This window comes from Bilifractor sp. LCP19S3_H10 (assembly GCF_052119185.1).
Taxonomy (GTDB): Bacteria; Bacillota; Clostridia; order Lachnospirales; family Lachnospiraceae; genus Bilifractor.
The window spans coordinates 72,730-97,016 of sequence record NZ_JBQKFT010000008.1 but is presented as its reverse complement, the minus strand read 5'-3'; the positions used below and the strand labels follow the sequence as shown (position 1 = coordinate 97,016).

The following is a 24,287-nucleotide window of genomic DNA, read 5'->3' as shown; positions in this document are numbered from 1 at the left end:
GGTTGCAGCTCCTGTATTTCTGTTGCCGGCAAAAGGATATGTGATTAAGAATAGTAAATTATACGTGTTCCTGTTGCAAAAATTCGGACAGATCCAGTTGCCGATTATTAACATGAATATTGCGAATGCGTTTGTATGCATGTTTGCATTCTGGCTTATCTATATCGTATTTCTTATCATGGTACGGATAATGCTCTCATCCGGAAAAATATTTACCGGCATTGCTGCAGGCAGCGCAATAGATCGTGTTCTCGGGTTCACAGGAGGAGTCGTCGGATACAGCTTCAAAATCATGCTCGGGATCGCAACAGTAGTTGTTTTTTCGTTTCTTCCGATTGTACGCATTGCCTATGGATGGATTCTTACGGTGCCAATCCTTGCATGGATGGCACAACATAATATTATATTGACAATTTTCACATTGATTTTTCATTGATATTTTGCCCGTCCGGAATTTCCGGGCGGGCAAAATGTTGTCATGCCTTCACATTTTTCAATTCGGTCGAAGCCGCGCCCCTTTACGGATCGGGGTAATTGACACGTATTGTGTTCGTTCTGCCAATACGTATTAGTAGAGCTATTAATACGTATTAGTAGAGCCATTAATACGTATTGGCAGGACCATTAATACGTATTAGCAGGGTTATTAATACGTATTAGCGACGTGAATCAAAGTAGCATAATAAGCATAATATGTATGAAAACAGACGAAATAAGTGGCAATAACGACATTTTTATGAGTATCAAAAAACCACACAGAACAACACCAGAATAAGTATCCGTAATTGCGTTAGATACAAGGAAAATTCTGAAAAATGCATCATCAAAAACCACATAAAACCGTTCCAGTGTATTGGGTCGGAACGAGTGGGACGAGTTCTGACACATATACGCTTCCTGCATCGGCTTTTCTTGTTTGATGTAGGCAAGAAAAATGTAGCGTTGCGTCGAATACATGAGCATGTTGCAATGCTTTTCGTTCTCAAGAGCGAAAAAGGCATGCCGTACTTGGGATTGGCACAATGATCATTCTACAAGCGGTTCCTTTTTCCTGCGAAGCACGCATGTTTTTTTGTAATTATTCTCCGGCTCTTATATTTTCGAACTGAAACGTGAAAGATTGTTTAATCTTTCCAGTTATGGGGTGGGTAGTTGCTCGAACAAATGGCAGTGCAAATTCCATATTAGGGTTCAGGTAGTGAACCACCAAAGACGAGCAAGCTCGGCTGAGGTTTTCCGCAGCAGAATGAGAAAAATTCCAATTCAGTGAAATTTTTGGGAAAAGCCCATTGACAAAAAGATAGATCATATATATAATCTACGTAAAGAACAAAGTATATTGGGAGGAGAATATCATGAAGAATTTCAAAAACGGAAATACACAGATAAATATATCCATTCCATCTGCATGGAAAACGCAGCTTGAAAATATTGCTCGGATGGAGTCTGTGGATCGGGGAAGGACAATCACATTTCTTGATCTGATGCGTGAGGCGATTCAGGAGAAATTCCAATTAGAGGATGTTTTAAATGAATGAGAATGTCGGATATCACAATATAGGCCGCTGCACATACCTGACACAGTACCATGTAATCTGGTGTCCGAAATTTCAGTACGGAATATGGGACGATACCCGCAAGAGTCGATTGAAAGAGATCCTGGAGGATGTGTGCCAGACGTATCATTATGAAATCAAAGAGCTGGAAATTGCATCAGACCACATTCACATCTACGTCGATGTCCCCTATACCGTTGCGCCATGTGACGTTGCCCGGACATTGAGAAGCCGATCGGCAGTTCGGATGCTGCACAAGGATCTGGACCTTCGGAAAATCTACCAGTATTACGGAGCTGTTTGGAGTCATGGATATTTCATAACAAGCGAAAAAGAAGTATCAGAAGAAATCATGACTGAATACATCCAGGAAGAAAGCAAATACTGTATAAAGTGAAACTAATGTCAAAAACCGCTATTAATATTGATCCTGCAGGGAGGTGTTTTGTATGTCGAAACAGGAATATTACGAATATCTGGTTAAGAGTCACATTTTCAAATTTATATTGATGGGAATTTTGGCGATTGAGACTCCGATACTATTCTGGGGCTGCTCAAATAATGATAAATATATGCTGTATGGTTTAATCGCCGGAATCCTGGATTATATTGCCCTGAATATGGTATCCCATCAGATCGAAGATTCCGGCTATCCGGAGCTTAAGAAAATGTTCCGGGTTCCGGTTGTTATAATTCTTATTCTGATCGGAATTGTTCTAGTGCCGGCGATCCTGGCAGCGGCACTTTTAAGTGTTGCTTTCGGAGCCATTGGTATGCTCGGTGGTTCTTTTTCCGCATTTGAAGTTTTCACCGTTTTCTTCTTTGCACATCACTCGTAAGTGTAATAAGATAAAAATATCAAATATAATTAGACAAATAGGAGGACATTGGATATGAGAAAAAGATTAATCCATATATTACTGGGAATTTCATTATCGGCGTCTGTACTTGCCGGTTGTGGGACAACAAAAGATTCCAATACAACATCGATATCAACTTCGGCAGCGGCAGTAGCCGAAAGCGGTACGTCGGAATCCAAAAAAGAAGGAAAGACAGAGAATACTTCGGTGAAGAAAGCTGTCGCAGACAGTAAAACGGAAGCTTTATCGGTATCATCTTCTTCGGACAAAAAGAGCAATTCTTCTTCGAAGAGTACGGATCAATCCAAAGAAGAAAAGAAAGATACCACCGCGGTTAAAGCAGAAGAAAGCAAGAAGGCAGAGGAGACCAAAAGTGCTTCTTCCACAAAGAAAACAGAGGAGACTCCTCCGGCAAGCACTACGGCATCCGGTGGTTCGGCTAAAACCAATCAGGCATCCGCTGCCGCACCAACACAAGCTGCGCAGAGTTCTCAGCAGGTGCAGACGAATGCGGCCCAATCGCAGCAGACACAAAACCAGAGCGCAGCGCAGTCACAGCCGGCACAAAAGAAGTGGATTGTAGACAAGCCTGCATGGGATGAAACGGTGGTAGATAAGGCGGCGTATGACGAGCAGGTGCTTGTGCAGGCGGCGTGGGACGAGCCGGTGTATGGGGAACAAGTAATATATCATTGCAATGGATGTGGAGCCGTGTTTTATTCAGCAGCTGAGCTGGACGCACATGGAGAAGCAGAAGTAGAAAAAAATCCGATGAGTGAATGTGGGAATTTTTGGGCCGAATACAAGCAGACGCAGACGGGCACAACGCATCACGATGCCGTATACCAGACGGTGCACCATGAAGCAGTGACGCATGTGGTGCATCATGAAGCAACCGGACATTGGGGATAATGAATGGTAAATGGGAGGATTTTACGATGAGAAGAAATATAAAAGCTATCATGGCGGCAACACTGACTGCAGCAATGCTTCTTTCCACCAGTGCCCCTGTTCTCGCGGATACCGTCGATTCCACTGTCAAGGTGAAAGCGGAGTTCAAAGATGTTGGAGAGAACGCCTATTACTATATGCCGGTCTATTGGGCAAAAGGGAATGGAATCACGGTCGGGACATCCGCAACCACATACGGTCCGAACCAGCCGTGTACCAGAGGACAGATGGCGGCATTTCTGTGGAGACTAAACGGAAGCCCGGAACCGCAAAAGACAAACTACTTTACAGATGTTGCGGATACTTCCGCATATGCAAAAGCGGTTGCGTGGGCGAAGGAAAAGGGTATTACCGTTGGAACATCCGTAACAACGTATAGCCCAAATCAGCCCTGTACCAGAGCACAGATGGCAACCTTCCTGTGGAGATTGAACGGAAGTCCGGAGCCGGAAAAGACAGAATATTTTGAAGACGTTGCGCCAGATTCCAATTTTGCAAAAGCGATTGCCTGGGCAAAGGAAAACGGAATCACAAGCGGAACGACAGCAACTACGTTTACGCCTGGTCGTACCTGCACTCGCGGCGAAATGGCAATGTTTTTGTGGAAACAAAGCGATTCACCGGAAGTACAGATTTCAAAGTGGATTGTAGACAAGCCAGCATGGGACGAAACGGTGGTAGATAAGGAGGCGTATGACGAGCAGGTGCTGGTGAAGGAAGCGTGGGACGAGCCGGTGTATGGGGAACAAGTAATATATCATTGCAATGGATGTGGAGCTGTGTTTTATTCAGCAGCTGAGCTGGACGCACATGGAGAAGCAGAAGTAGAAAAAAATCCGATGAGTGAATGTGGGAATTTTTGGGCCGAATACAAGCAGACGCAGACGGGCACAACGCATCACGATGCCGTATACCAGACGGTACACCATGAAGCGGTGACGCATGTGGTGCATCACGAAGCAACCGGACATTGGGCATAAAGAGAAAGAATAGATGTGCAAGAAACGTTCGACAGAAATGCCGGACGTTTCTTGCAATAAACAGGAAATTCAATTATTATAGACTCGGGTATCACCAAGATGGTAGGCGGTTCGCTCTCTTTTACAAGAGGGCTGTGCACCCTCTTGATTCTTAAGAAGAAGGGAGGGTGAGCACTGATGGTTACATTTCCTGTACTTATACAGTTTTGTATCTTAATTATCGCTATGATTGATCTTATCTATCGGATCATTAATCACAAATAACCGCCCCTGTCCCTACAACTGGAGCGGTTATTTTAAAATAACATTTAGTTGAGGGCGAACCGTCTATCGGTGATGCCCTTTATATTTTTAATATAGCACGCTCTGCATGGACTGTCAAATCAGATAAGTCATGCGTGGAGACTTATCAAAAATAGCTTGACCTCCTCCCACGGTTAAAATCGTGGGATGAATCGCCATATATTTTGTAAGCACTGGTCTCAGATACTTGCAAAGAAAGCGCATACCGAACCGGGAGTTCTTTTCTTAGTTTGTCACAGATATGTATCAATCAACAATTGGCGGATTCTTTCAGCACTAATACCTGTGATTTTCAGATTTTTGATCTCTTGATTGGTTATATTCATTTTTTCAATAAAAATCCTCATGTCGTCCCGAACATCTGCAGGTAGTTCGCACCTTTCCAAAACCAGTTCCGAAGCTATGCGAATGATATCGTTTCTATGTTTTTTAAGGTTTCTGGAGTCAATATGTTCTCCTCGATGGCTTCGATCATTCAAATCAAGCCATGCCTTTGCTTTAAAAGGTATGAGCCAGCTTGGCCTTAAGACAGAAAATCCATCAACGATGTTACGGCCTTTCAGCAGTGCATTATAATAAGAATCATTCAATAAAATAGCTGAAAGACTAGAAACACTATCATCAATATGAATCGGCGTCAGGTCCCCGCCATCTTCCAGAATGTATTTTGTACGGGCAAAAAGTTCAATCATTGTCGGAAAGCCATCGCTAGATGGTTTATCAAATCGATAGAACTGGGGATTGCCTGACGACTTTGCACGGTTTTGATAACCACCATCTCGTATAAATTCCCAGAATCTTTGACCGAATTCATAGGTCAGTGCTTCAACAATAAGAACAACATCCAAATCTCTTGTGGCCCTGAAATCTACATTATAATTTTCAAAAGAGATGTCACATGCAGCTCCTCCAATCAATACATATTGATCCGTGAAATTGCCAAAATAATCTCGAAACTTTTTAATCCCCTTTACCATACATACTCCTCTAGCATTTCGTCTATAGCCATACTGATCCTTGGGTCTTCTTTTGCGTCTTTACTGATACTTAAGGAAACCGTCAACGGATCCACCGCTTTCCCGTCTTCGTAAGAAATCCAATACCCGAGTTCCTGAACGACACACACCGGAACTTCCCCTGACGGTGATATCATGCCGAGTGACAAATCTAATTCTTTAAGATTACTTTTGGTAATCCCAAGGAAGGGATATGGTCCGTCATCCAGCATGGAATAATGTGCCAATGCTGTTTCTCCGGAAAACGGTAGTTTCCTGTCTGGCAATTCTTTTATTGCATAGTTTTTCAGTACCGGATTTCGTAAAACTTCATGAATGTTTTCCCACATATTCTTTTTATTCGTATCTGCGTTAAGCGTTCTTGTCCGGTTATGCAATGAGAGATAGGGAACATTCAAAGCTTCTAATTCATCAAAGCAGCGGGTAACCGACATCTTTGAAACATTTAGTTTTTCGGCGGCTCGGGTCACTGTCACTTTCTGCCATCCTTCATATAGAGAGGTAAGCAGCAATTTCTGAGTTAAGTAGGAAATACATACATAGCCAGGCACGGCTTTTCGTTTAGGTTCATCAAGCAGGATTCCAGCAAAAGGCAGGTAAAGCTGATGCCCTTCCCACACAAAGGGGATGCCTTCATCCAACATAGCATCTCGCATATAGTAATTCATTTCTTTTACATACAACACACATGGCAGTCCCGTATAAAGCTCTAGCTGATGCTGCTGTTTCCGCAAGGTCACTAATGGCGTTTTTTCTTTTGGAGAAGCAAGCAATGCAACATTTTCGCCAATGGTAATTAGATATAATTCATAGCTTCCTTGAATACTGAGTGGAAGCCTTTCTTTGTCCTCATACGGTTTTAAACCTATATCCCGATGGAGGATTTTTTCGATATATTCTTTCATATGCTGCCTCCAATGTTATAATATTTTTAATTGTAACGTATTTTAAGTTACATGTCAAAAAAGTATCTCGATAGGAGATGTTGAATATGATGAATCTCTTTCTACTATCACCGTGATAGTGGGAATTTTTGTGCCGAAAATCAGGCTGATTCGTGTTCACAATTTCGTCACTTTTTATTGCGAATACTTAAAAACAATGTATAATATAATATGATATATCAGATGAATTTACACATAGAAAGGAAGGAGAGCATGAAAAGAAAGAAAGTATGGATGATGCTTCTTTCGATGACCTGTGCAGTATCTACTACATTTGGTATGCCTGGAATTGCACATGCGGATGACACTGCCTTCGGGATTATTGACGATTCCGGAACGATGACATCCACTGTGTCGGAAGAAGATAATGGATCAACACTGCTATCGACTGCCACAACTACGGATAGTACACAGACAGGACAGGAACGGGCTATCCATTTTACGCAGACAGACAAAACAAAGGGTACGGTTCATGTCATGACGGATGCAGAAGACGGTCAAACAGCGGATCTGATTGTAGATTCCAAAGCAGTTGATTCTGCGCCATCCATCAAGACAGGGGATACCATCTATCTCACCGTGGATGCAGCGGACGGTTATGATGGCCATGCAGACAAATTGTCGGTAACCTTTATGGATGGTGAGGAGAAAAAAACGGTAGCTCTTACGCCAACGACAGAAAAAGATCCGGTTCAGAATGCTTATAAATTCACGATGCCGGAAGCAGATGTCAGTATCAGTGCAGATGGCTCAGATGTATTTACGAAAAAAGTCGTATCATACCCAATCCAGGTCAGTAACTTCCAAAACTGTACAGCATCCGTGACAAATGCCGATCATGCATCAGTCACAGCATCGGAAGTGGGCAAAACCGTAAATGTTCTGGTAAATCCTTCCGAAGGCTATGTTCTGAATGGAGATATTTCGATCCGGAAAGCAGACGGATCAAATCTGACGGTAACTTCATCGGCAGCGGACAATGGCGGAAAACTTTATAGTTTCACCATGCCGGATAGCAGCGTTACGATTGACGGTACGGGTATCGCACAAATTACGCACCAGAGACTCAACGTAAGCGGCACAACAAATGGAATCGTGACCATCAACGGAACAGAGAAAAATGGAAGTTCAGATGTACTCACCTATGGGGATACGGTTACTGCTGTTGTACAGCCACTACTCGGATACGAGATCAAGAATGTCACAGCTGTGACTGCCGGTGGGAAGACCGTCAGAAGTGCAGACGGAAAGACGATAGGAGAGGCAGGGAGCGGAAACGCGTTTGTATTTACCATGCCTGCCGATACCGTAACCATCACTGCTGAATTTGAAGAGGCCAAAAATGTATCCAGTACCAATCGGCTTACAGTAAGCGCCTTTGACGCAAAACAGGGAACACTGAAGGTCAATGGAACGGAATCCAATGACCGTACGGTGTATGTATCCAAGGGATCTACAGTAACCTTGAAACCGTCGGCAAATGCAGGATATCGGATCGGCGGAATAGAGGTTGCCACAAGCTCGGATTTCCAAAGTGGAAAGCTGGATGTGGCTGCAAATGCAGACGGAACCTATACGTTCCAGATGCCGCAAACGGATACGGCGGTTTTTGTTCGGCCTTCGTTTGTGGAGGATAATTCCAGATCCACCACGAGCATATCTGTGGATCAGGCAATGGAAAACGGAACCATCCGCATAAGTGTAAAAGAAGCAGATGGAAATCGAAATGTTGATCTGAAACCCGGTACGACCTACAGCCTTCCCTACGGCTCGGAGATCACGATCACGGCCATGCCGGACGCAGGATATAAATTCCGCTCTCTTTCTGTAAATGGTGAAGATCAAAAAGCAAACCAGCCTTTAATTACTTTGAGCCAGGATAAATACGCCAACGGTCTTTCTATACTTGCAAAGTTCGATGAAGTTCCGGAGGATAAGAGCCGCAACCCGCTTACCATTGAAGGCCTTTCGGAAAATGTAGCGGATGGGGATGGCACTCATACGGTAACAATGGGAAGCGCTGTTGTTAATGACATCCGCAAAGAAGATGGTACAACAACCGATTACTATCAGGCGGGCAGCACGGTACGTTTCCGTGTTTATCCAGAAAATGACTGGTGTCTCCCGGAAGTAACTCTGACGGATCTTTCCGGAAATACCATAAACACCGGTGATGAAAAAGATCCGAAACCACTTGCGGCAGAGAAAACCGCTCAGACAAGTACCTATACAGACTACTCGTTCGTGATGCCGGAAATGCCGGTAAAAGTAAAAGTCAACTTTACCAAGAAACAAGCGGTCGTTGTAAAAGCGGGTGGCGGGAAGATCACCGTTAACGGTTTGACTGCCAATCCGGATTCCAATGGAAATCTGACTTTCGCAGGCATCATTCCCGGAACCGAGGTGACTGTGAATGTGTCGGACGATGCCGACCATTCGCATCTGTACCGCGAGATGTCCTTTGCCGGGATTTCCGGAGCAGAAAGTATCAAGGATAAATCCTATACCTTTACCATGCCGAAGAATGAAGTAAATGTAACCGCTTCGTTTGACGATGTACAGCAGGTATCGGTCAAGACGGATGGAACCGGAAAAGGAAATCTCTCCTATGAGGTACTTGCGAAGGGCGAAACACAGTGGAAAAAGGTGGATGCGTTAAAAGTGAAGGCGGGAGATAAAGTAAAAATCACCGCCGTTCCCTCAGAGGGAAGTTTCTTCGGAAATCTTACCGCTGCTGTTTCCGGAACATCGGATGAGAAAAACCCGTTTACCGCAGAAAAGAAAGACAATACGATCTCTTTTACAGTACCAGAACAGAGTATGAGCGTGAACGGTGTGTTCAACCGGAGCCAGACGGCGGAAGTTACTGCCACCAAAGAAGTCATAGACGCATATGGCAGTGATTTTACGGGAAAAGATGAAGAAGTAGAAGGCGGTGTATCGTATAAGAGTGTTCCGGTCGTTGGTGCGGAATATAAACTGATTGCGGACGAGGATTTTTACGAGAATGGCAATCTCGTCAAAGCGGGTACAGAATTAGAAACCCTGACCACGGATAAAACCGGTAAAGCGATATCCACGAGTAAGTTTACGGGTAAAGCACATCTGACAGAAGCCAAACTTCCATCGGATGAAACGTCAAAATCGAAACCGATAGATCTGAGTTTTGTGGATGGATACGCGTCCGCGTCGTATGACTATCCGGCCGATACGTGCAGTATCCGGATTACGGCGGATGATGATGCTCAGAATGGTCAGAAGGTCAATCTGATTGCAGCGACAGACATATCCATAGCCGGAGGAACCACCATAAAGAAGGGGGACATCGTTGCATCCACAACCCTGATCAAGAACAAGGCATCCTTCCATATGCTGCCGGACACCCGGTATGGACGATACGCGGTGCAGATCGTGCCTGCGGATGGAACCTTTGCCGAGAACAGCACGATTCTTGTTCCAGAAGGAAAAGATGTCACGGCGTCAGCAGATGGATTTGATGTAAAAGTGATTACCGAACACCAGAAGACAACGATTGGCGTGACCGATCCGGATGGAAAGCAGGTTTCCGGCGCCAAAATGGAGATTCTGAACAGCAGCGGAAGAACAGTGGCTTCCTTTACCTCCGGAAACGAAGCATATTCGATTGAGCGGCTGGTGCCGGGAGATTATACTCTGCATACGGTCAATACCGCACCTGGATATATCAGTGCAGGAAAACCGGATGTAGAATTCACCATTGGCAGTAACGATCAGACGAAAGACGTGTCCATCACCGAAAAGCAGAACGAAGCTACGTTCTCTGTTACGGACAAGGAAGACGGCGCGGTGACAAAGGGAGCTGTTCTGAATCTGTTCCGGATCGACGGCGATTCCCGCACGCTTGTAGGAACTTTTGGAGACGCAGGCGATTTGTCTGCACAGGAAACGATCAAGGGACTTCCGGCCGGGATGTACTGCCTTGTGGAAAAAACAACACCGCAGGGTTATCAGAAGGCAGCGGATTCAAGCATATTTGTGGTGGATGAAACAACTCCATCGTATACCATGACGATTTCTTCGGAACGGACCTACGGCGTGTTGGATCTTACCGTTCTTTCCCAGGTCAACCGCGATCCGGTAAGCGGAGCGGTATATGCGCTCTATAAAGACGGAAAGGCAATCGTAACACTGGAGACCGGCACAGACGGAAAGGCAACTACATCCGCAAACAAAGAAAAATGGGTTCCGATTGGAGATTATGCCGATGGCATATTCCAGGGATCGTATAATTATCAGCTTCAGGAAATCAAGGCTCCCAAAGGGTATGTAAAATCAGAAAAAACATATGATATCAAGTTTGCGTACCTGAACGATACGATCTCACCGGTAAAGATTTCCGCAACCCTTCCCAACACCGTATCCGGAGGAGAAATACAGAAAACCGTCGCGGTAAAGAAAACCGGAACAACGACGTCCGGAACCGGAAACAGCGGAACAAATGGAAGCAGCACGATCCTTTCGAAGAACGGCAAAGGAGGGACAGCGCAGACGGGAGATACGAATACTGCTGCCGTTTACGGTTCCCTTGCCGCAGCCGCCGCGGTTAGTGCACTTGCCGCTTCCAAAAAGAAAAAGAAGAAAAAGAACTGAATTTTTTACGGCCAAATCTACTATATAATAATATCAGACATATCGTATATTGTGCAGCCTGTGGGACTCCTGAAGCCAAACTATCACCGTGATAGCGGCATGAAAGGGGCCCACGGGAAATCAAAATGGTTAAAAATCCGACCATGCGGGTTTTTAATATAACACTTCAACATCATTCTTAAGAAGGAGGAGAACAAATGAGTAAACTCAAAAACAGGGTGATTGCCTTTACCCTGTCTGTACTCACCGCATTGTCTACTGTAGCGGGAAGCCTGCCTGCATACGCGGACACAATACCGGAAAGTCCGGCAGCGGTCGGTGATTCTTTGGAAGAAGTCACCAAGGAAAGTACAGAAGCCGTAATCAACCTTCGGGTTGATTCCATGGGCGGCTCCCTCATTGTCAATGAAGGACAGACGGATGAGCAGACCATTACCGTTGACGAAAACGGGAAGACCGTGATCCGGGACGCGAATGGTTACGAAACCGTTGCTTCTGTGACAGAGGAACAGCCTTATGACCTGATTCTCAAAGAAGAACCGGGAACTACGGTAAATGTAAAGGCGGTCAGCAATGACGGTTATCAGGTATCTCTGTATGCCGTATCTACAGACAGTGGAGCACAGGACGTGGGATTCACCCCATGCCAGACCTTCACGTATGATGTAGTGGCAGACGGAACAAAAACAATCGAGGCGGATTTCCAAAAGGCAGAAGAGGAAACCTCTTCAGAAAGTCAGGATGCCTCCGAAACCACGGAAGCCGCAGAATCGGACATGGATTTTTCCTCTGCAAGACTTCTGGTCGGAACACCCAGTGAAACAGTCGTAGCTGCGGACAATGACAAGATCCTGTCTTCGTATGACGGGGTTTATCTGATCCAGTATGCTTCTGAAAAGGATGCAAAGGCTGCTTACGAAAAATATAAAGAATCTGCGGATTTCGTAGATGTCGATACTGCCGAGATCGAGGCGGCGGATGACGCGGATATCAAGGATGTGTCCACGGAAGAAATGACGGAGGACGCAAACCCGATCGCTTCTCTTGCACAGGCAGTACCGGAAGCGGAAAGCAAGGCGTCTTCCGAGGATATGGAGAACAACATCATTGCCGTGATTGATACCGGCGCCTCCGTTGGCGGAAACGTGATCGACGCGGTTTCCATGCTTGGCGAGGATGCCGGCGATGACAACGGACACGGTACAGAGATGGTCAAATACATCACTGCCGAAAATCCGGATGCAAAAATTCTTTCCATTAAGGCACTTGATAAAAACGGAAAAGGAACCCCTTCTTCTGTATATGCCGCGATCAAGTACGCAATGGAGCGAAAAGCCGGAATCATCAATCTTTCTCTTTCCGGTGTGAAGAAAAGCGAAAATTCCGCCATCGCGGACATCATCAACGAAGCGGCAGATGCGGGCATTTCCGTGGTTGGCGCAGCCGGCAATGACAATGCGGATGCAAAGTACATGATTCCCGGATCTATCCGTAAAGCACACATTATCGGTGCCTGCTTTAAAGAAGGCGTGAAACGCGCGAACTCTAACTATGGAGATACTGTAGACTTCTATGTGACAGCGGATTCCACTTCCGAGGCAGCGGCACGCTTTACAGGACTGATTTCAAAGGGCATCCTGGAGCCGGACAATAAAACCTTCTTTTATTCCTGTGATGTTCAGAACCTGAACAAGAAATCTGACGCGGAAATTGAAAAGGATCTTGAAAAATACGCAGACAGTTCTTCGGATCTTTCCACCGCAGGGACGACGGTTAATCCGGCAGGAAGTGTTGCGGCACGCAGGGCTTACGAAAATAAATCTTCGAAAAAGACCCTGACCGATTTATACAAAAAAACGGATGGGAAACCGCTTACGGCGGAGGAATTTGTAAACAGCATTAACTCTCATCTGAAGGATTATAAAAACATCAAATATAGTATTTACGATCAGGGAGCGATTCGTTCCAAAACACAATGTGGAGGTTTTGTCGGACTGGCACTTACCGATGCCGGCGCAGATCCTCTTGGAACAGGAAGAAACTTCCCTTCAGATATAGCAATCGCGACAAATTATCTTTCTTATTATAAGAAAAACAACATCCATGTCGAATTGTACTGGACGAAAAAGGCACTTCTTGCGTCCAAGCCGACCAAAGGCGATATCATCGTGGAGCTGCCGAGATATACATCCGGCGGACTTTGGAATTATCCGAACGGAGACATATACGATGCATTCGGAAACGTCGGAGATGGACATATCGGGATCTACTGGGGCGATACTCCCGGCGATGACAAGTTCCTTCACTGCATTCATGCCGCAGGAAATGGCAAGGATGCTTTCATCAATGGCAATGGCACCTATTTGTCCTACGCCATCTACGAAGCGAGCGAAGACTGGTATGAGAAAAACAACAACAGTACCCCTCCGCAGTCGCAGTGGAGCAAAAGTGACAAGATCGATATTCCAGCCATTATCGGAACCGGCGGCGTGATTGAATCCAAGGTTACGCCGAAGTCGGATTCCTGCTACTTCCTGATTCGCTGGGGCGAAGGCGGAGATACTCCGGCATCTGACCCTGGAAGTCTTTTGATCCAGAAAAATCTGGAAAACGGCGCAACAGCAACCGGCGGCCTGTCGTTAAACGGCGCGCAGTTCTCGGTACAGTACTGGCCGGAAATCCTGACCAGAGCGCAGCTGCAGCAGCAGAACTACAAAAATGCCAAGAATACCTGGACCTTTAAAACAGATACCTATGGTAGTCGAGATGGTTACATTAAATTTGGAGATCCTAAGTATTGTACATCAAAACCAAACGAACCGGAAAAGGATTCGCAGGGGAAATATAAGTACCATGAAGGAACTTATTACATTAAAGAAATTTCTGCTCCTTCCGGGTACGTGGCACCGAAGGAAGGTCTTGTGGCGCATGTGGAAAAACAGGACGACGGGACAGTAAAGTGGACCTACGTCGATGACTCCACCAACATCCGCAACACCATCAAGGTAAATCGTTCTACGGCTTCTGTAGGACAGACACCGGATCAAACAGAAACAACCTGGGAGATCTGGGAGCCGGCTGGAAAAGGCGGCATCGAGTTCAAGAAGACCGACGCGGAAACCTCCAGCAGCAAGGCGCAGGGAGACGGAAGTCTTGCCGGAGCGAAGATCGGGGTTTACTACCTCGGGGACGAAGACATTACCTGCTTCGCGGGAGGACCGGACGGTACGGCCGGAACCGAAGGCGGTGCGCACACCGTCAAAAAAGGCGGCCTGTGTATGACGCTCACCACGGATCAGGACGGATACGCAAATACCGGCTTTAACCTGATGAAAGGCAAGTATCAGCTTCGTGAGATTACCCCGAGCGAAGGATATCACAACAACAATAAAGACGCGGACGGCACCATCCGCACCTTCCTTGATGGAAGCAGTCAGGACCTCTGGGAGCCGATTGTGGAAATCACGGATAATGATGATTACGAAAAGAACGGAAACAAGTATGTCAATAAAGATGTGGACGGACACTCGCTGATGGCCGGAAACGACAACTCCCTTCCGGAGCTTGTCATCCGTGGCGGCGTATCCCTCCAGAAAATCAATGACGAACTGCACACAAATAAGAACCAGGGCGATGAGACACTGAAAAACGCGAAGATCGCCGTGGTCAATGCCTCCGAGAATCCGGTATACATCCAGAATACCGGCGCGAAGGGTGTCACCTATAACGGCGCGGATACCAGGGGACAGGGCGGATTAATTCCTTCCATCGGATATTCCGGCACAAAGCTCTCCCGTGATGAAGTTATTGCGAAAGAGAAGGCATCCGGCGCAAGAGTTCTGACCCTTACCACGGACGAGAACGGATTCGTCACCACCAACGCGAGAGATCTGCCCTACGGCACCTACTACATGTATGAAGAGCAGCCCTCAACCGGCTACCATCTGAATACGGACTGGTGCGTGCGCTTCGAGATCCGTCACGAAGGTGTGATCACGAAGTTCGAGAAGAACATCGGAGACGCGGATGTGAAAGCAGATACCAATCCGGAGGCGGGAGCGGCGCTTACACAGAAACCGATCCGGTTCGATATCAAGTGGCGCAAGGTGGACGAGGACGGAAAGCCGATGGGCTCCATTCCGTTTGCCATTGAGCAGCTGAAGACCGACGGAGAAGGAAACCTGCTGGATGAGGACGGCAACCGCGTGACCGATCCCGACAAGGCGGCGGTCCTGGAGTGGCATGTCGCGGTAACAAACAAATACGGCGAATATTCTACGAAATGGTACACCAGACGGGACGACCAGGGGAACTTCCTCGATGCCAATGGCAGCATCGTAACGGATGAAGCACAGGCCAGAGTCCAGAAGGAATACTGGAACACAAACGGCAAGGTCAACGAATACGATCATGACTACAGCCTTGGCATGTACGAGGGAACGCATACCTTTACCTATAAGGGCGTTACACAATCTACCGATGCCGACAACATTGTCTTCTTTGGAGACAGCACGGAAGGACATTCGTACAGCGCGGTTCCGGGTGAGGTACATACCTCGAATAACCACGGCGCACTGCCTTACGGAACCTACCGGATTGTCGAGCTTCAGAAGGACGCGCAAAACGATTCCTCCAACCGGGGACGCGACCTGATCAGCTCCTCCGTATTCACCCTGCATTCCGGAGACAATACGGAAATTGATCTTGGAACCTATTCCAACGTCAGTCCGCATCTGACTTCGGAAGCATTAGAGACAACATCCAAGACCCATACCGTACCCGTAGGCAAAAATGTTGAGATCAAGGATCGCATCGCCTACAGCAACGTGCACGAGTACAAGGATGATGTGAACAAAACCGAAAAGAACGATTACTACATTCTTTCCACGGTTGTGGATTATGATGATCCTACGCATATTATCGGCACAAACTACAACATGGATAAGAACGGCAAAGGCGATGTTGCGGGACTGGAAGCCAACGGCAGCTACGTTCTCGGCAAGTTCTTCGGAAAACTTTACACGAAGGACGAACTGAATACCCTTCTGTATCATTTCCAGCCGAAAGCAACGACCGGCCAGAGCAGCAACCTGGTACACGGAACCATTGACGATCTTGTTTATAAGATCGACACAACAGACCTTGAAGGAAAGCGGCTTCTTGTACAGGATTATCTGTTCAAGAGACTGCCGAGCGGACAGATCGTCTGCGAAGCGGTTCACACAAAGCTGACCATGAGCCAGTACTTCCCGAGCGACAAGGAAGACGAATACTTTGAGGAAACTACGGTTAAGGACCAGCTGGTACTGCAGTCCCTGTTTGTACCGAAGCTTTCCACAAGAGCGTTTGACGGACTTTCCTATGACCGCACCGGAACAAAGAACGCTTATGATTCCATTTATGACCGCGTGAAAGTCTATAACCTTGCGGCGGATGACGACTATGCGGTAAAGATGGCCGTCGTGGACAAGAATGCCCTGACGGAAGCGGTGAAAAACAAAGCGACAGATCTGACAATCGTTGACGCGGATGGAAGAGACGAAAACTCTACTTATATTAAGGTGGGAGAGAAGTACGTTCTTTACCAGAGCGCGGGAGGCAGCACAAAACTTCCTTCCAAATATATCGTAAGCCAGAGTTCTTCCAATAATAAGAGTTCTTCCCTGCATTTCAAGGTGAACTCCAACGATGACGAAGAAAACATTGGCCTCGACAATCCGAAGATCAAGGCAAAGGATTCCTTTGACCGGATTTACGCCTATGACGGAAGTCTGAACGATACGGTACACACTGCGGTTGACAGTGAAGCCTTCACCGGAAATCAGAGTGTCGTTGTCATTGAGCAGCTGTACCGGGCAGATTCCCAGGGCCGTCCGATCTCCGGATCGATGCCGATTGTGACCCATATGGATATCGACGATGAGGATCAGACAATCCGTTATCCGGATATCACGTCTGACGCGGCGGATATCAACACCGGCGATGACGTCGGCAACACGCTTGACCGTTCCAACACAAACGTTGTTACCAAAGACGGCTTCGCAAACGGAAAGAAACAGCAGACAACAACAGCAACAGATACCATCAAGATCACCAACCTCGCCTTCGGTGACACGGAAAACCATGAAACCTGGGCGGGAAGCAACGTAAAGAAGACGTATACCTATGAGGATTCGCACGGCAGACGCATCGAAGTCAATGCGGAGCCTACGGATTACTACGAGTACACCCTGACGGGCCTTCCGGTATTCCAGAAAGACTGGATCGCCGCCAAAGACCTGACATGGAACGGCAGGGATTACAAGGTCGGAGACCTCGTAGCAAAAGAGGGAGATCCGGTTCCGGTAAGCAGCGCTTCCAGAGTTCAGATCCATTTCACAATCAACAACGTGGGTGAGATCACGGACGCATACTACATGCTTCCGGAGAGACTGGGAGACCTCTGGTCCGACTCGGACTATGACACAGTAACACGGGGACTTAGGGAATCCTGGGAGAAACCTTCCACCGGAGTCAGGGGCGAAACCTTAAATTCCGACGATATTTCCTATGATCCGGAGACCCGCACGCTGACCTGCAGGCTGTCCTATACATTTGATTCCACGGATATGGCGGACGCGAGCATCGTATGCTTCGCAAAGCTGAACCATGACGCCTATCACGCAATCAACAACGGAGACTTCGGCATCACCGATCTTGCCGGGGACAACGAAGTAGACGTGCACGACATCATCACCGATGAGAACCAGGACGTACACTTCCCTGATATCCATACGACCGCCAATGATGGCTACACCATGGATAACGTGGGAACAGTAACCGTAAAGTCCACCTCACCGGACGGCGGTACTTATACACAGGACCTTGATCAGAGTAAGAACCTCGGAACCATCGTCGATACGGTGGAACTGAACAATCTCGTTCCGGGAAGAACCTACACGGTAAAGGGCATCCTGATGGATCAGGATACCGAGAAGGTATTCCTTGTGAACGGAAAACCGGTAACGCAGGAAACGACATTCACGGTTTCGGATGTTGACGAGGATGGAAACGTCACGATCAGCGGAACGACGACCGGAGCGGACGGAAAAGAAGTATCCCTCGTAAAGGGAACGGTCAACACCGACCGCAAAGACGCCGGAAACCCGAAAGCGCAGTATGTCATCAACAGCGTAGACGCGGAGAAACACGAAGTAGACGGAAGCGTTGACCTGATCTTCTACTTTGACACCACAGCGCTTGAGAACAAGACCGTGGTTGCTTTTGAGGATCTGTGGCACAACGGCATCAACGTGATCAGCCACAGGGATATCACGGACAAGAGCCAGACGGTACACTATCCGGAGATCCGTACCAAGGCGATTGATCAGAAGACCGGCGGCCATGTGGGAACCGAGGCAAAAGACGATACGATTGTCGATACCGTTTCCTATTGGAATCTGGTAAAAGGCAGAGAGTATACCGTCAAAGGCAGACTGGTCTACAAGGAAGATGTTTACAGCTTCGATAACGAAGGCAATCAGGGTAAGAAGCTTCACAGCAAGGGAGACACGGTTGTAGACAGTGCCGGAAAGCAGGTAACAGCGGAGCGCACCTTTACGGCGGGCGAAACCGAGACCGGCATCACCGCTCTTCCAAGGAAAGACGGAAACTCTTATGACGGAACGGTAGACATTACCTTCCAGTTAAATATGGCGGATATCGAGAACGTGACAACTGTTGCGTACGAGTATCTCTTCCATAACGGTGTGAATGTTACCAGTCATGAGGACATCACGGATGAAGGCCAGTCGGAGCATTATCCGATGGTACGGACTTCTGCCGCTGACGGATACACTCCCGACGAGGTCGGAACCGTAACGAAGTATTCGGATACCTATCCGCAGAATGCGGAAAGCCAGAAAAACATGGGAACCATTACGGACCGTGTAAAACTCTGGAACCTGCTGCCGGATATGACCTACACCATTGACGGCGTTCTGATGGACAAGGATACCGGAAAGGAACTGATGACCAGTGACGGACAGAAGATCACCGCTTCCGCAGCCTTTACGGTTGAGAAGAACGGATCGACTTATATCCTGTCCACCACGAACGACGAAGCAAGCGAAGTAACGGCCTATGACAAAGAGAACAACCGGGTAGACGGATGGGTAGATCTCGTATTTACCTTCGATACCACGGATCTTGAAGACAAGACCACCGTCGCTTTCGAGACACTGAAACATAACGACATTGACGTAAGCAGACATACGGACATTGATGACCTTGGAGAAACGGTACATTATCCGAAGATCCGTACCAGTGCCTTTGATCTGACCTACACGGATCATGACGGATACGAGAGTACAAAAGATCATGTCGGAACCGTTGACAGCAAGGCTGTCTTCAAGGATATCGTAAACTTCCGCAATCTCGTGATTGGAAAGACCTATACCCTGAATGGAAGTCTTATGAACCAGAAATCCGGATCGGCAATCACAGGACCGGACGGAAAGGAAATCAGTGCTTCCACAACCTTCAAGGTTCAGGCCTATGATAAGGATGGAAAGGCGATTGAGCCGACCTCTTATACGTATACCGACGGAGAGATCGCATCCGTAAAGCTTCTGAACGAGGACGGAACGGAATATGACGGTTATACCATCGACAAGGATCAGGATGCACAGAACCATGAGGTAAACGGAACCGTAACCCTTACCTTTGACCTGGATTCTTCTGTATTGAAAGGACAGACCGTCGTAGCATTTGAAAAACTGTACTACAACAACATTAACATCACCAGCCACGCGGATCTTACCGATAAAGAGCAGTCCGTGCATTATCCGGATCTGCACACGATGGCCGCCGATCAGGAGACCGGGGACCATGCGGGCAGTATCTTTGGCGCACTGATCAACGGTGTAAGAAAGCTCTTTGGTGACAAGGATGCGGACGGAAATGGAATCACCGATGATCGTCAGGCAAATATTGTAGATACGGTGAAACTCGAAAACCTTGTACCCGGAAACAGCTACGTGGTAGCCGGTGAGCTGCACTACGGATCGGATTATACCGACGCCGACGGCCAGTCCCATAAGAAGGGCGATGTGGTCATAATCGACGGTAAGAAGATCACACAGTCCACCACGATCACGGTTTCCGAGAACGGCATCAAAGATGCCAACGGCAACAAGACAACCGTAACAAATTACGACGCGGACAAACAGCAGGTAGACGGAACAGTTGACCTGACCTTCAGCTTTGATTCGTCAAAAGTGAAGGGCTCCACACAGGTTGTTTACGAGCGGATGTATCATACGGCTGACTTTACGGCAGACACGAAGATTGACGATATCCCCAAAGATGAGAACGGCAATCCGAAGGCTCCGGTCATCACGCATGAGAATCCGGATGATAAAGACCAGAGTGTGAACGAGGTCGATATCCATACCACACTGGTTGACACGAAGACAGGCGACAAGGTTGGAGCGGTGCCGAACGATTCCATCGGCGGAACATCCACCCTTACCGATACCGTCAACATGGAGAAACTGGTCAAAGGCTATGAGTACAAGGCAGAAGGCGTGCTTGTGGATATGACCAACTCCGATTTTGAAAACGGAAAGATCCTTTACCTCACAGTCAGTGGAGAAGAAACCACGGATGTGACAAAGGCGCTTACCGTAACGAAGAGCTTTACGGCGGAAGCAGAAAAACAGACGATCACCCTTGACTTCAGCATCCAGAACAAGGATGTGCAGGGCAAGGCAGTCACGGTATTCGAAAACCTCTACCATAACGGAAAGAAGATCACTTCTCATCCCGCAAAGAACGAGACGAACGGAACGATCGACTGGGATAAGGAAGAGTTTAAGAACCAGAGCGTCTACTATCCGACCGGAAAGACCAACGCAACCGACGACACGACCAGCACGCATACTTCCCTCGCGGGAAAGACGGAAATCACCGATAAGGTATACTTCGACACCCTGCTCCTGGACAAGGATTACGAAGTAAACGGACACCTGGTTTACCAGTCCGATTTCACGGACAAAAACGGAAAGACACACAAGGCCGGCGAGACCATTGAAGGCGTGACAGATTCCGCAAAACTGAACTTTACGCTCGGGAAAGATGGAAAGGTTGTGCTTCCGAAGGATGAAGAGATCAGCGATGTAAAGGTAACGGAGCAGTTCGACGGTACAAAGACCGTAAGCGGCTATGTGAACCTGCACTTCAGCGTGGATACGAGCCTACTGGAAGGAGCGACAACCGTAGCTTTCGAGGATGTGAGCCACAACAACGTAACGGTATTCGTTCATGAGGATCTGAACGACACGCCGCAGTTCACAAGGATTCCGGCGCTTCATACCAACGCATCCGTGGAGGATCTGGATGAGGCAGCGGTTTACGACAAGGATGGAAAATGCAAGGACATCATCATCACGGATACCGTAAGCTACAAGAACCTGTGGACACCGGAAATGCTGAAAGAACTTCATGAGAAGGGATTAAACGTCACCACAGACGGCTATGTGGTTCCGACCGCACAGAACCCGGTTTATGACATCAATGAAAACGGAGTCTACACGATCCGCGGAACGCTGATGGATAAGAAGACCGGCAAGGCACTTGTAAACAAGAACGGAGAAACCTATACATCCTATGTCACCTTCACACCGGAGAAGTCCGATGGAGAAGTGGACGTAACCTTCACCCTGAACGGAGACGACTTCGCAAAGGATGAGAACGGATACACGGCACTGGAAGGAAAAACTCTTGTTGTCTTTGAAGATCTCTATCAGGCGGATGGTCAGAAGAATATCGATGATAAGACGAACCACATTGGGGAGCATCACGATATCGACGACCACGAGCAGGATATCCGGCTTCCAAAGGGCAGAACGCATGCCATTGACAGTCAGGATGCGAAGGAAATTTCAAAGACGGATGACGCAATCACCGGAATTCTGACAGAGCATGAGGGTGAGCTGACCACAACCGGACATGAAGTGGATGCGGCGGATACCGTAACCATTACGGACCGCGTGGCATACAGCAAGCTGCATGGCGGCGTAGAATACACGCTTACCGGCGAACTGCACGACAAGGCAACCGGAGAAGTCCTGAAGGATGACGATGGAAAGGAAATCACAGCGACAACGACCTTCACACCGGAGGGCGATTTCGATGATGAAGTATCCGGATATGTGGATCTGACCTTTACCTTCCCGGGTACGACGCTGGCAGGAAAGACCGCCGTTGCGTTTGAAACATGCACCAGAGAAGGAAAGGACATCTTTGTTCACCATGATCTGAAAGATCAGGCAGAGACCGTTTACTTCCCGGAGCTTCACACCAACGCAAGCGACCTTCTGACCGGCATCAACGAAGGAAACGCAGGAAAGACCTCTTACGTGATTGATAAGATCTCGTATAAGAACCTGGAAAAGGGCAAGACCTATACCGTAAAAGGTGTCCTGCATCAGAAGAGCAATGGCGAAGAGCTGGCCAATACGGAAGTACAGGGTAAGTTTATCGCCGGCGAAGACGGGCAGATCATCACGAAGGACGGAACGCTGCATACCACAGTGGAAGAACTTCGGAAGAATCTGAAAGACGGCAAGGATCTGTACAGCAAGACAGACGCAAAGACACTGAACGATGAACCGGATGAAAGTGCGGCGGAGAAGAAGGCAGACGAGGCCGTAAAGAAAGCGGATGCCTTCGAAGCGGCATCAAATACTGTAACTGCAACCGAAACGAAAAATCAGGAGAATGAAACACAGAGCGTTTCGAGTACGTCAGGTACATCGGAAAAGGCTGAGCCCGTGATTGACACAAAGGCACTTGAAGACAAGACAAAGGAAATCCTGAATACCTATTCTGCGAAGAAGGCAGTCGCAGGAAAAGACGTCAAGGTTGGCGTCTATCGTGCAACCGCAAACAACTGGGACGGCAGCAAGTGGGGATTCGTAAGAGTCCTGGATGCGGATGGAAAGGTTCTGGCCGCTTCCGATGTCAGCGGTGATGAGAACGTATACATCAGTGCTGCACAGGGACAGACCATTGAATTCTTCAATGTCGTCGTTCGGAAAGTAAAAGAACCGACAAAGGACGAGGGAACCATCCTGACGAAGACCGAGAACGCGGATGCTGTCATCAAGGCAGACGAAGCAAAGGTAAGCAAGGTGACCGATGCCCTGATTGCGGAAGCAAAAGCAGAATTGGTAAAGGAAGCCGAGGCGAAAGCGGCAGAAGCCGAGAAGGAGGCACAGAAGAAAGCCGAAGAGGAGAAGGCGAAAGCGGAAGCAGAGAAGGCAGCCAGTGAGAAGGCTGCGGAAGCAGCAGATTCTGACCGTGTGGACGGATATGTTTACATGCTGATTCCGGTAGATTCCACAAAGCTTGCTGGTGATACCGTTGTCGCTTTTGAATCGCTGATGGCAAAGAATGACAAGGGTGAGTACAAACAGATCGCGCATCATGAAGACATCAATGATGAAGATCAGTCGGTACATTATCCGAAGATCCAGACAGAAGCGAAAGTCAATGGTGCGAAATCTGTAACCGGAAGCAAGAATACAACGGTTGTAGATACCATCTCTTACAAGAACCTTACTCCTGGACGTGAATATACCGCAAAGGGAACGCTCATGAATAAGGCAACCGGAAAGAGCATTGGTGTAGCTTCTGAGGCGAAATTCAAACCGGAGAAAGCGGATGGAACCGTACAGGTAACCTTTACCTTCGATTCCAGCAATATCCAGGGCGATCTCGTTGTATTTGAGGAACTTGTCACAAAGAATCCGGATACGAAAGAAGATGTCCGGGTGGCCGAGCACAAGGATCTGAATGATGAGGCGCAGACTGTTACCATCGTGCCGCCGGCAGCAACCGGAACGCCGACCGGAGACAAACCGGTATGGCCGTACGCGGCAGGTGCCGGAGCAGCTGTCGCGGTTATCGCCGCAGCCGTGCTTAGCGGACGCAAAAAACGGAAAAATCCGGAAGATAAGAACAATGGCCAGATGAAGTAAGCAGCCGGTCGTTTTCACAAAGACTC

10 protein-coding genes are annotated in these 24,287 nt (G+C 47.7%); 8 read left to right on the top strand and 2 right to left on the bottom strand.

The genetic code is table 11. The features are described from left to right. Nucleotides 1-40: 40 nt before the first annotated feature. The 6 genes from ACTQZS_RS08280 (at nt 41) to ACTQZS_RS08255 (ending at nt 4,347) form a co-directional block, all read left to right on the top strand. Nucleotides 41-436 (top strand): hypothetical protein, encoded by a 396-nt coding sequence (locus ACTQZS_RS08280; protein ID WP_441475399.1) that lies wholly within the window; start codon nt 41-43, stop codon nt 434-436. Between the two features lie 919 nt (nt 437-1,355). Then, on the top strand, nt 1,356-1,538 hold the full coding sequence (locus tag ACTQZS_RS08275) for a hypothetical protein (RefSeq protein WP_441475398.1): 183 nt from the start codon (nt 1,356-1,358) through the stop codon (nt 1,536-1,538). Beyond that, the gene (gene tnpA, locus ACTQZS_RS08270) at nt 1,531-1,953 is read left to right on the top strand and encodes an IS200/IS605 family transposase (protein ID WP_441475397.1); all 423 of its coding nucleotides are present in this window, start codon (nt 1,531-1,533) and stop codon (nt 1,951-1,953) included. The genes ACTQZS_RS08275 and tnpA overlap by 8 nt, the downstream gene beginning before the upstream one ends. Before the next feature lie 52 nt (nt 1,954-2,005). After that, nucleotides 2,006-2,395 carry a hypothetical protein gene (locus ACTQZS_RS08265; RefSeq protein WP_441475396.1) on the top strand — a complete coding sequence of 130 codons (390 nt, stop codon included), beginning with the start codon at nt 2,006-2,008 and terminating at the stop codon, nt 2,393-2,395. Between the two features lie 54 nt (nt 2,396-2,449). Beyond that, nucleotides 2,450-3,328 (top strand): hypothetical protein, encoded by an 879-nt coding sequence (locus tag ACTQZS_RS08260; RefSeq protein WP_441475395.1) that lies wholly within the window; start codon nt 2,450-2,452, stop codon nt 3,326-3,328. Between the two features lie 26 nt (nt 3,329-3,354). Next, complete coding sequence (locus ACTQZS_RS08255) at nt 3,355-4,347, top strand: S-layer homology domain-containing protein (RefSeq protein ID WP_441475394.1); 993 nt, start codon at nt 3,355-3,357, stop codon at nt 4,345-4,347. 536 nt (nt 4,348-4,883) lie between these two features. Here the strand turns inward: ACTQZS_RS08255 and ACTQZS_RS08250 are convergent. Both ACTQZS_RS08250 and ACTQZS_RS08245 read right to left on the bottom strand, forming a co-directional pair. Next, on the bottom strand, nt 4,884-5,627 hold the full coding sequence (locus ACTQZS_RS08250) for a hypothetical protein (RefSeq protein ID WP_441475393.1): 744 nt from the start codon (nt 5,625-5,627) through the stop codon (nt 4,884-4,886). Further along, nucleotides 5,621-6,571: a hypothetical protein gene (locus tag ACTQZS_RS08245; protein WP_441475392.1), complete on the bottom strand. Its 951-nt coding sequence runs from the start codon at nt 6,569-6,571 to the stop codon at nt 5,621-5,623. The genes ACTQZS_RS08250 and ACTQZS_RS08245 overlap by 7 nt, the downstream gene beginning before the upstream one ends. Nucleotides 6,572-6,823: 252 nt before the next feature. Here ACTQZS_RS08245 and ACTQZS_RS08240 point away from each other — a divergent pair, with 252 nt between their 5' ends. Both ACTQZS_RS08240 and ACTQZS_RS08235 read left to right on the top strand, forming a co-directional pair. Next, entirely contained in the window at nt 6,824-11,239 is a 4,416-nt protein-coding gene (locus ACTQZS_RS08240) for an MSCRAMM family protein (protein WP_441475391.1), read from the top strand. Between the two features lie 197 nt (nt 11,240-11,436). Further along, on the top strand, nt 11,437-24,261 hold the full coding sequence (locus tag ACTQZS_RS08235; protein ID WP_441475390.1) for a VaFE repeat-containing surface-anchored protein: 12,825 nt from the start codon (nt 11,437-11,439) through the stop codon (nt 24,259-24,261). The last annotated feature ends 26 nt before the right edge of the window (nt 24,262-24,287 follow it).

What these genes read in the sequence shown, in the direction of transcription:
- ACTQZS_RS08275 (WP_441475398.1), top strand. Translation starts at nt 1,356, where the DNA reads ATGAAGAATTTCAAAAACGGAAATACACAGATAAATATATCCATTCCA.
- tnpA (WP_441475397.1), top strand. Translation starts at nt 1,531, where the DNA reads ATGAATGAGAATGTCGGATATCACAATATAGGCCGCTGCACATACCTG.
- ACTQZS_RS08265 (WP_441475396.1), top strand. Translation starts at nt 2,006, where the DNA reads ATGTCGAAACAGGAATATTACGAATATCTGGTTAAGAGTCACATTTTC.
- ACTQZS_RS08260 (WP_441475395.1), top strand. Translation starts at nt 2,450, where the DNA reads ATGAGAAAAAGATTAATCCATATATTACTGGGAATTTCATTATCGGCG.
- ACTQZS_RS08255 (WP_441475394.1), top strand. Translation starts at nt 3,355, where the DNA reads ATGAGAAGAAATATAAAAGCTATCATGGCGGCAACACTGACTGCAGCA.
- ACTQZS_RS08250 (WP_441475393.1), bottom strand. Translation starts at nt 5,627, where the DNA reads ATGGTAAAGGGGATTAAAAAGTTTCGAGATTATTTTGGCAATTTCACG.
- ACTQZS_RS08245 (WP_441475392.1), bottom strand. Translation starts at nt 6,571, where the DNA reads ATGAAAGAATATATCGAAAAAATCCTCCATCGGGATATAGGTTTAAAA.
- ACTQZS_RS08240 (WP_441475391.1), top strand. Translation starts at nt 6,824, where the DNA reads ATGAAAAGAAAGAAAGTATGGATGATGCTTCTTTCGATGACCTGTGCA.
- ACTQZS_RS08235 (WP_441475390.1), top strand. Translation starts at nt 11,437, where the DNA reads ATGAGTAAACTCAAAAACAGGGTGATTGCCTTTACCCTGTCTGTACTC.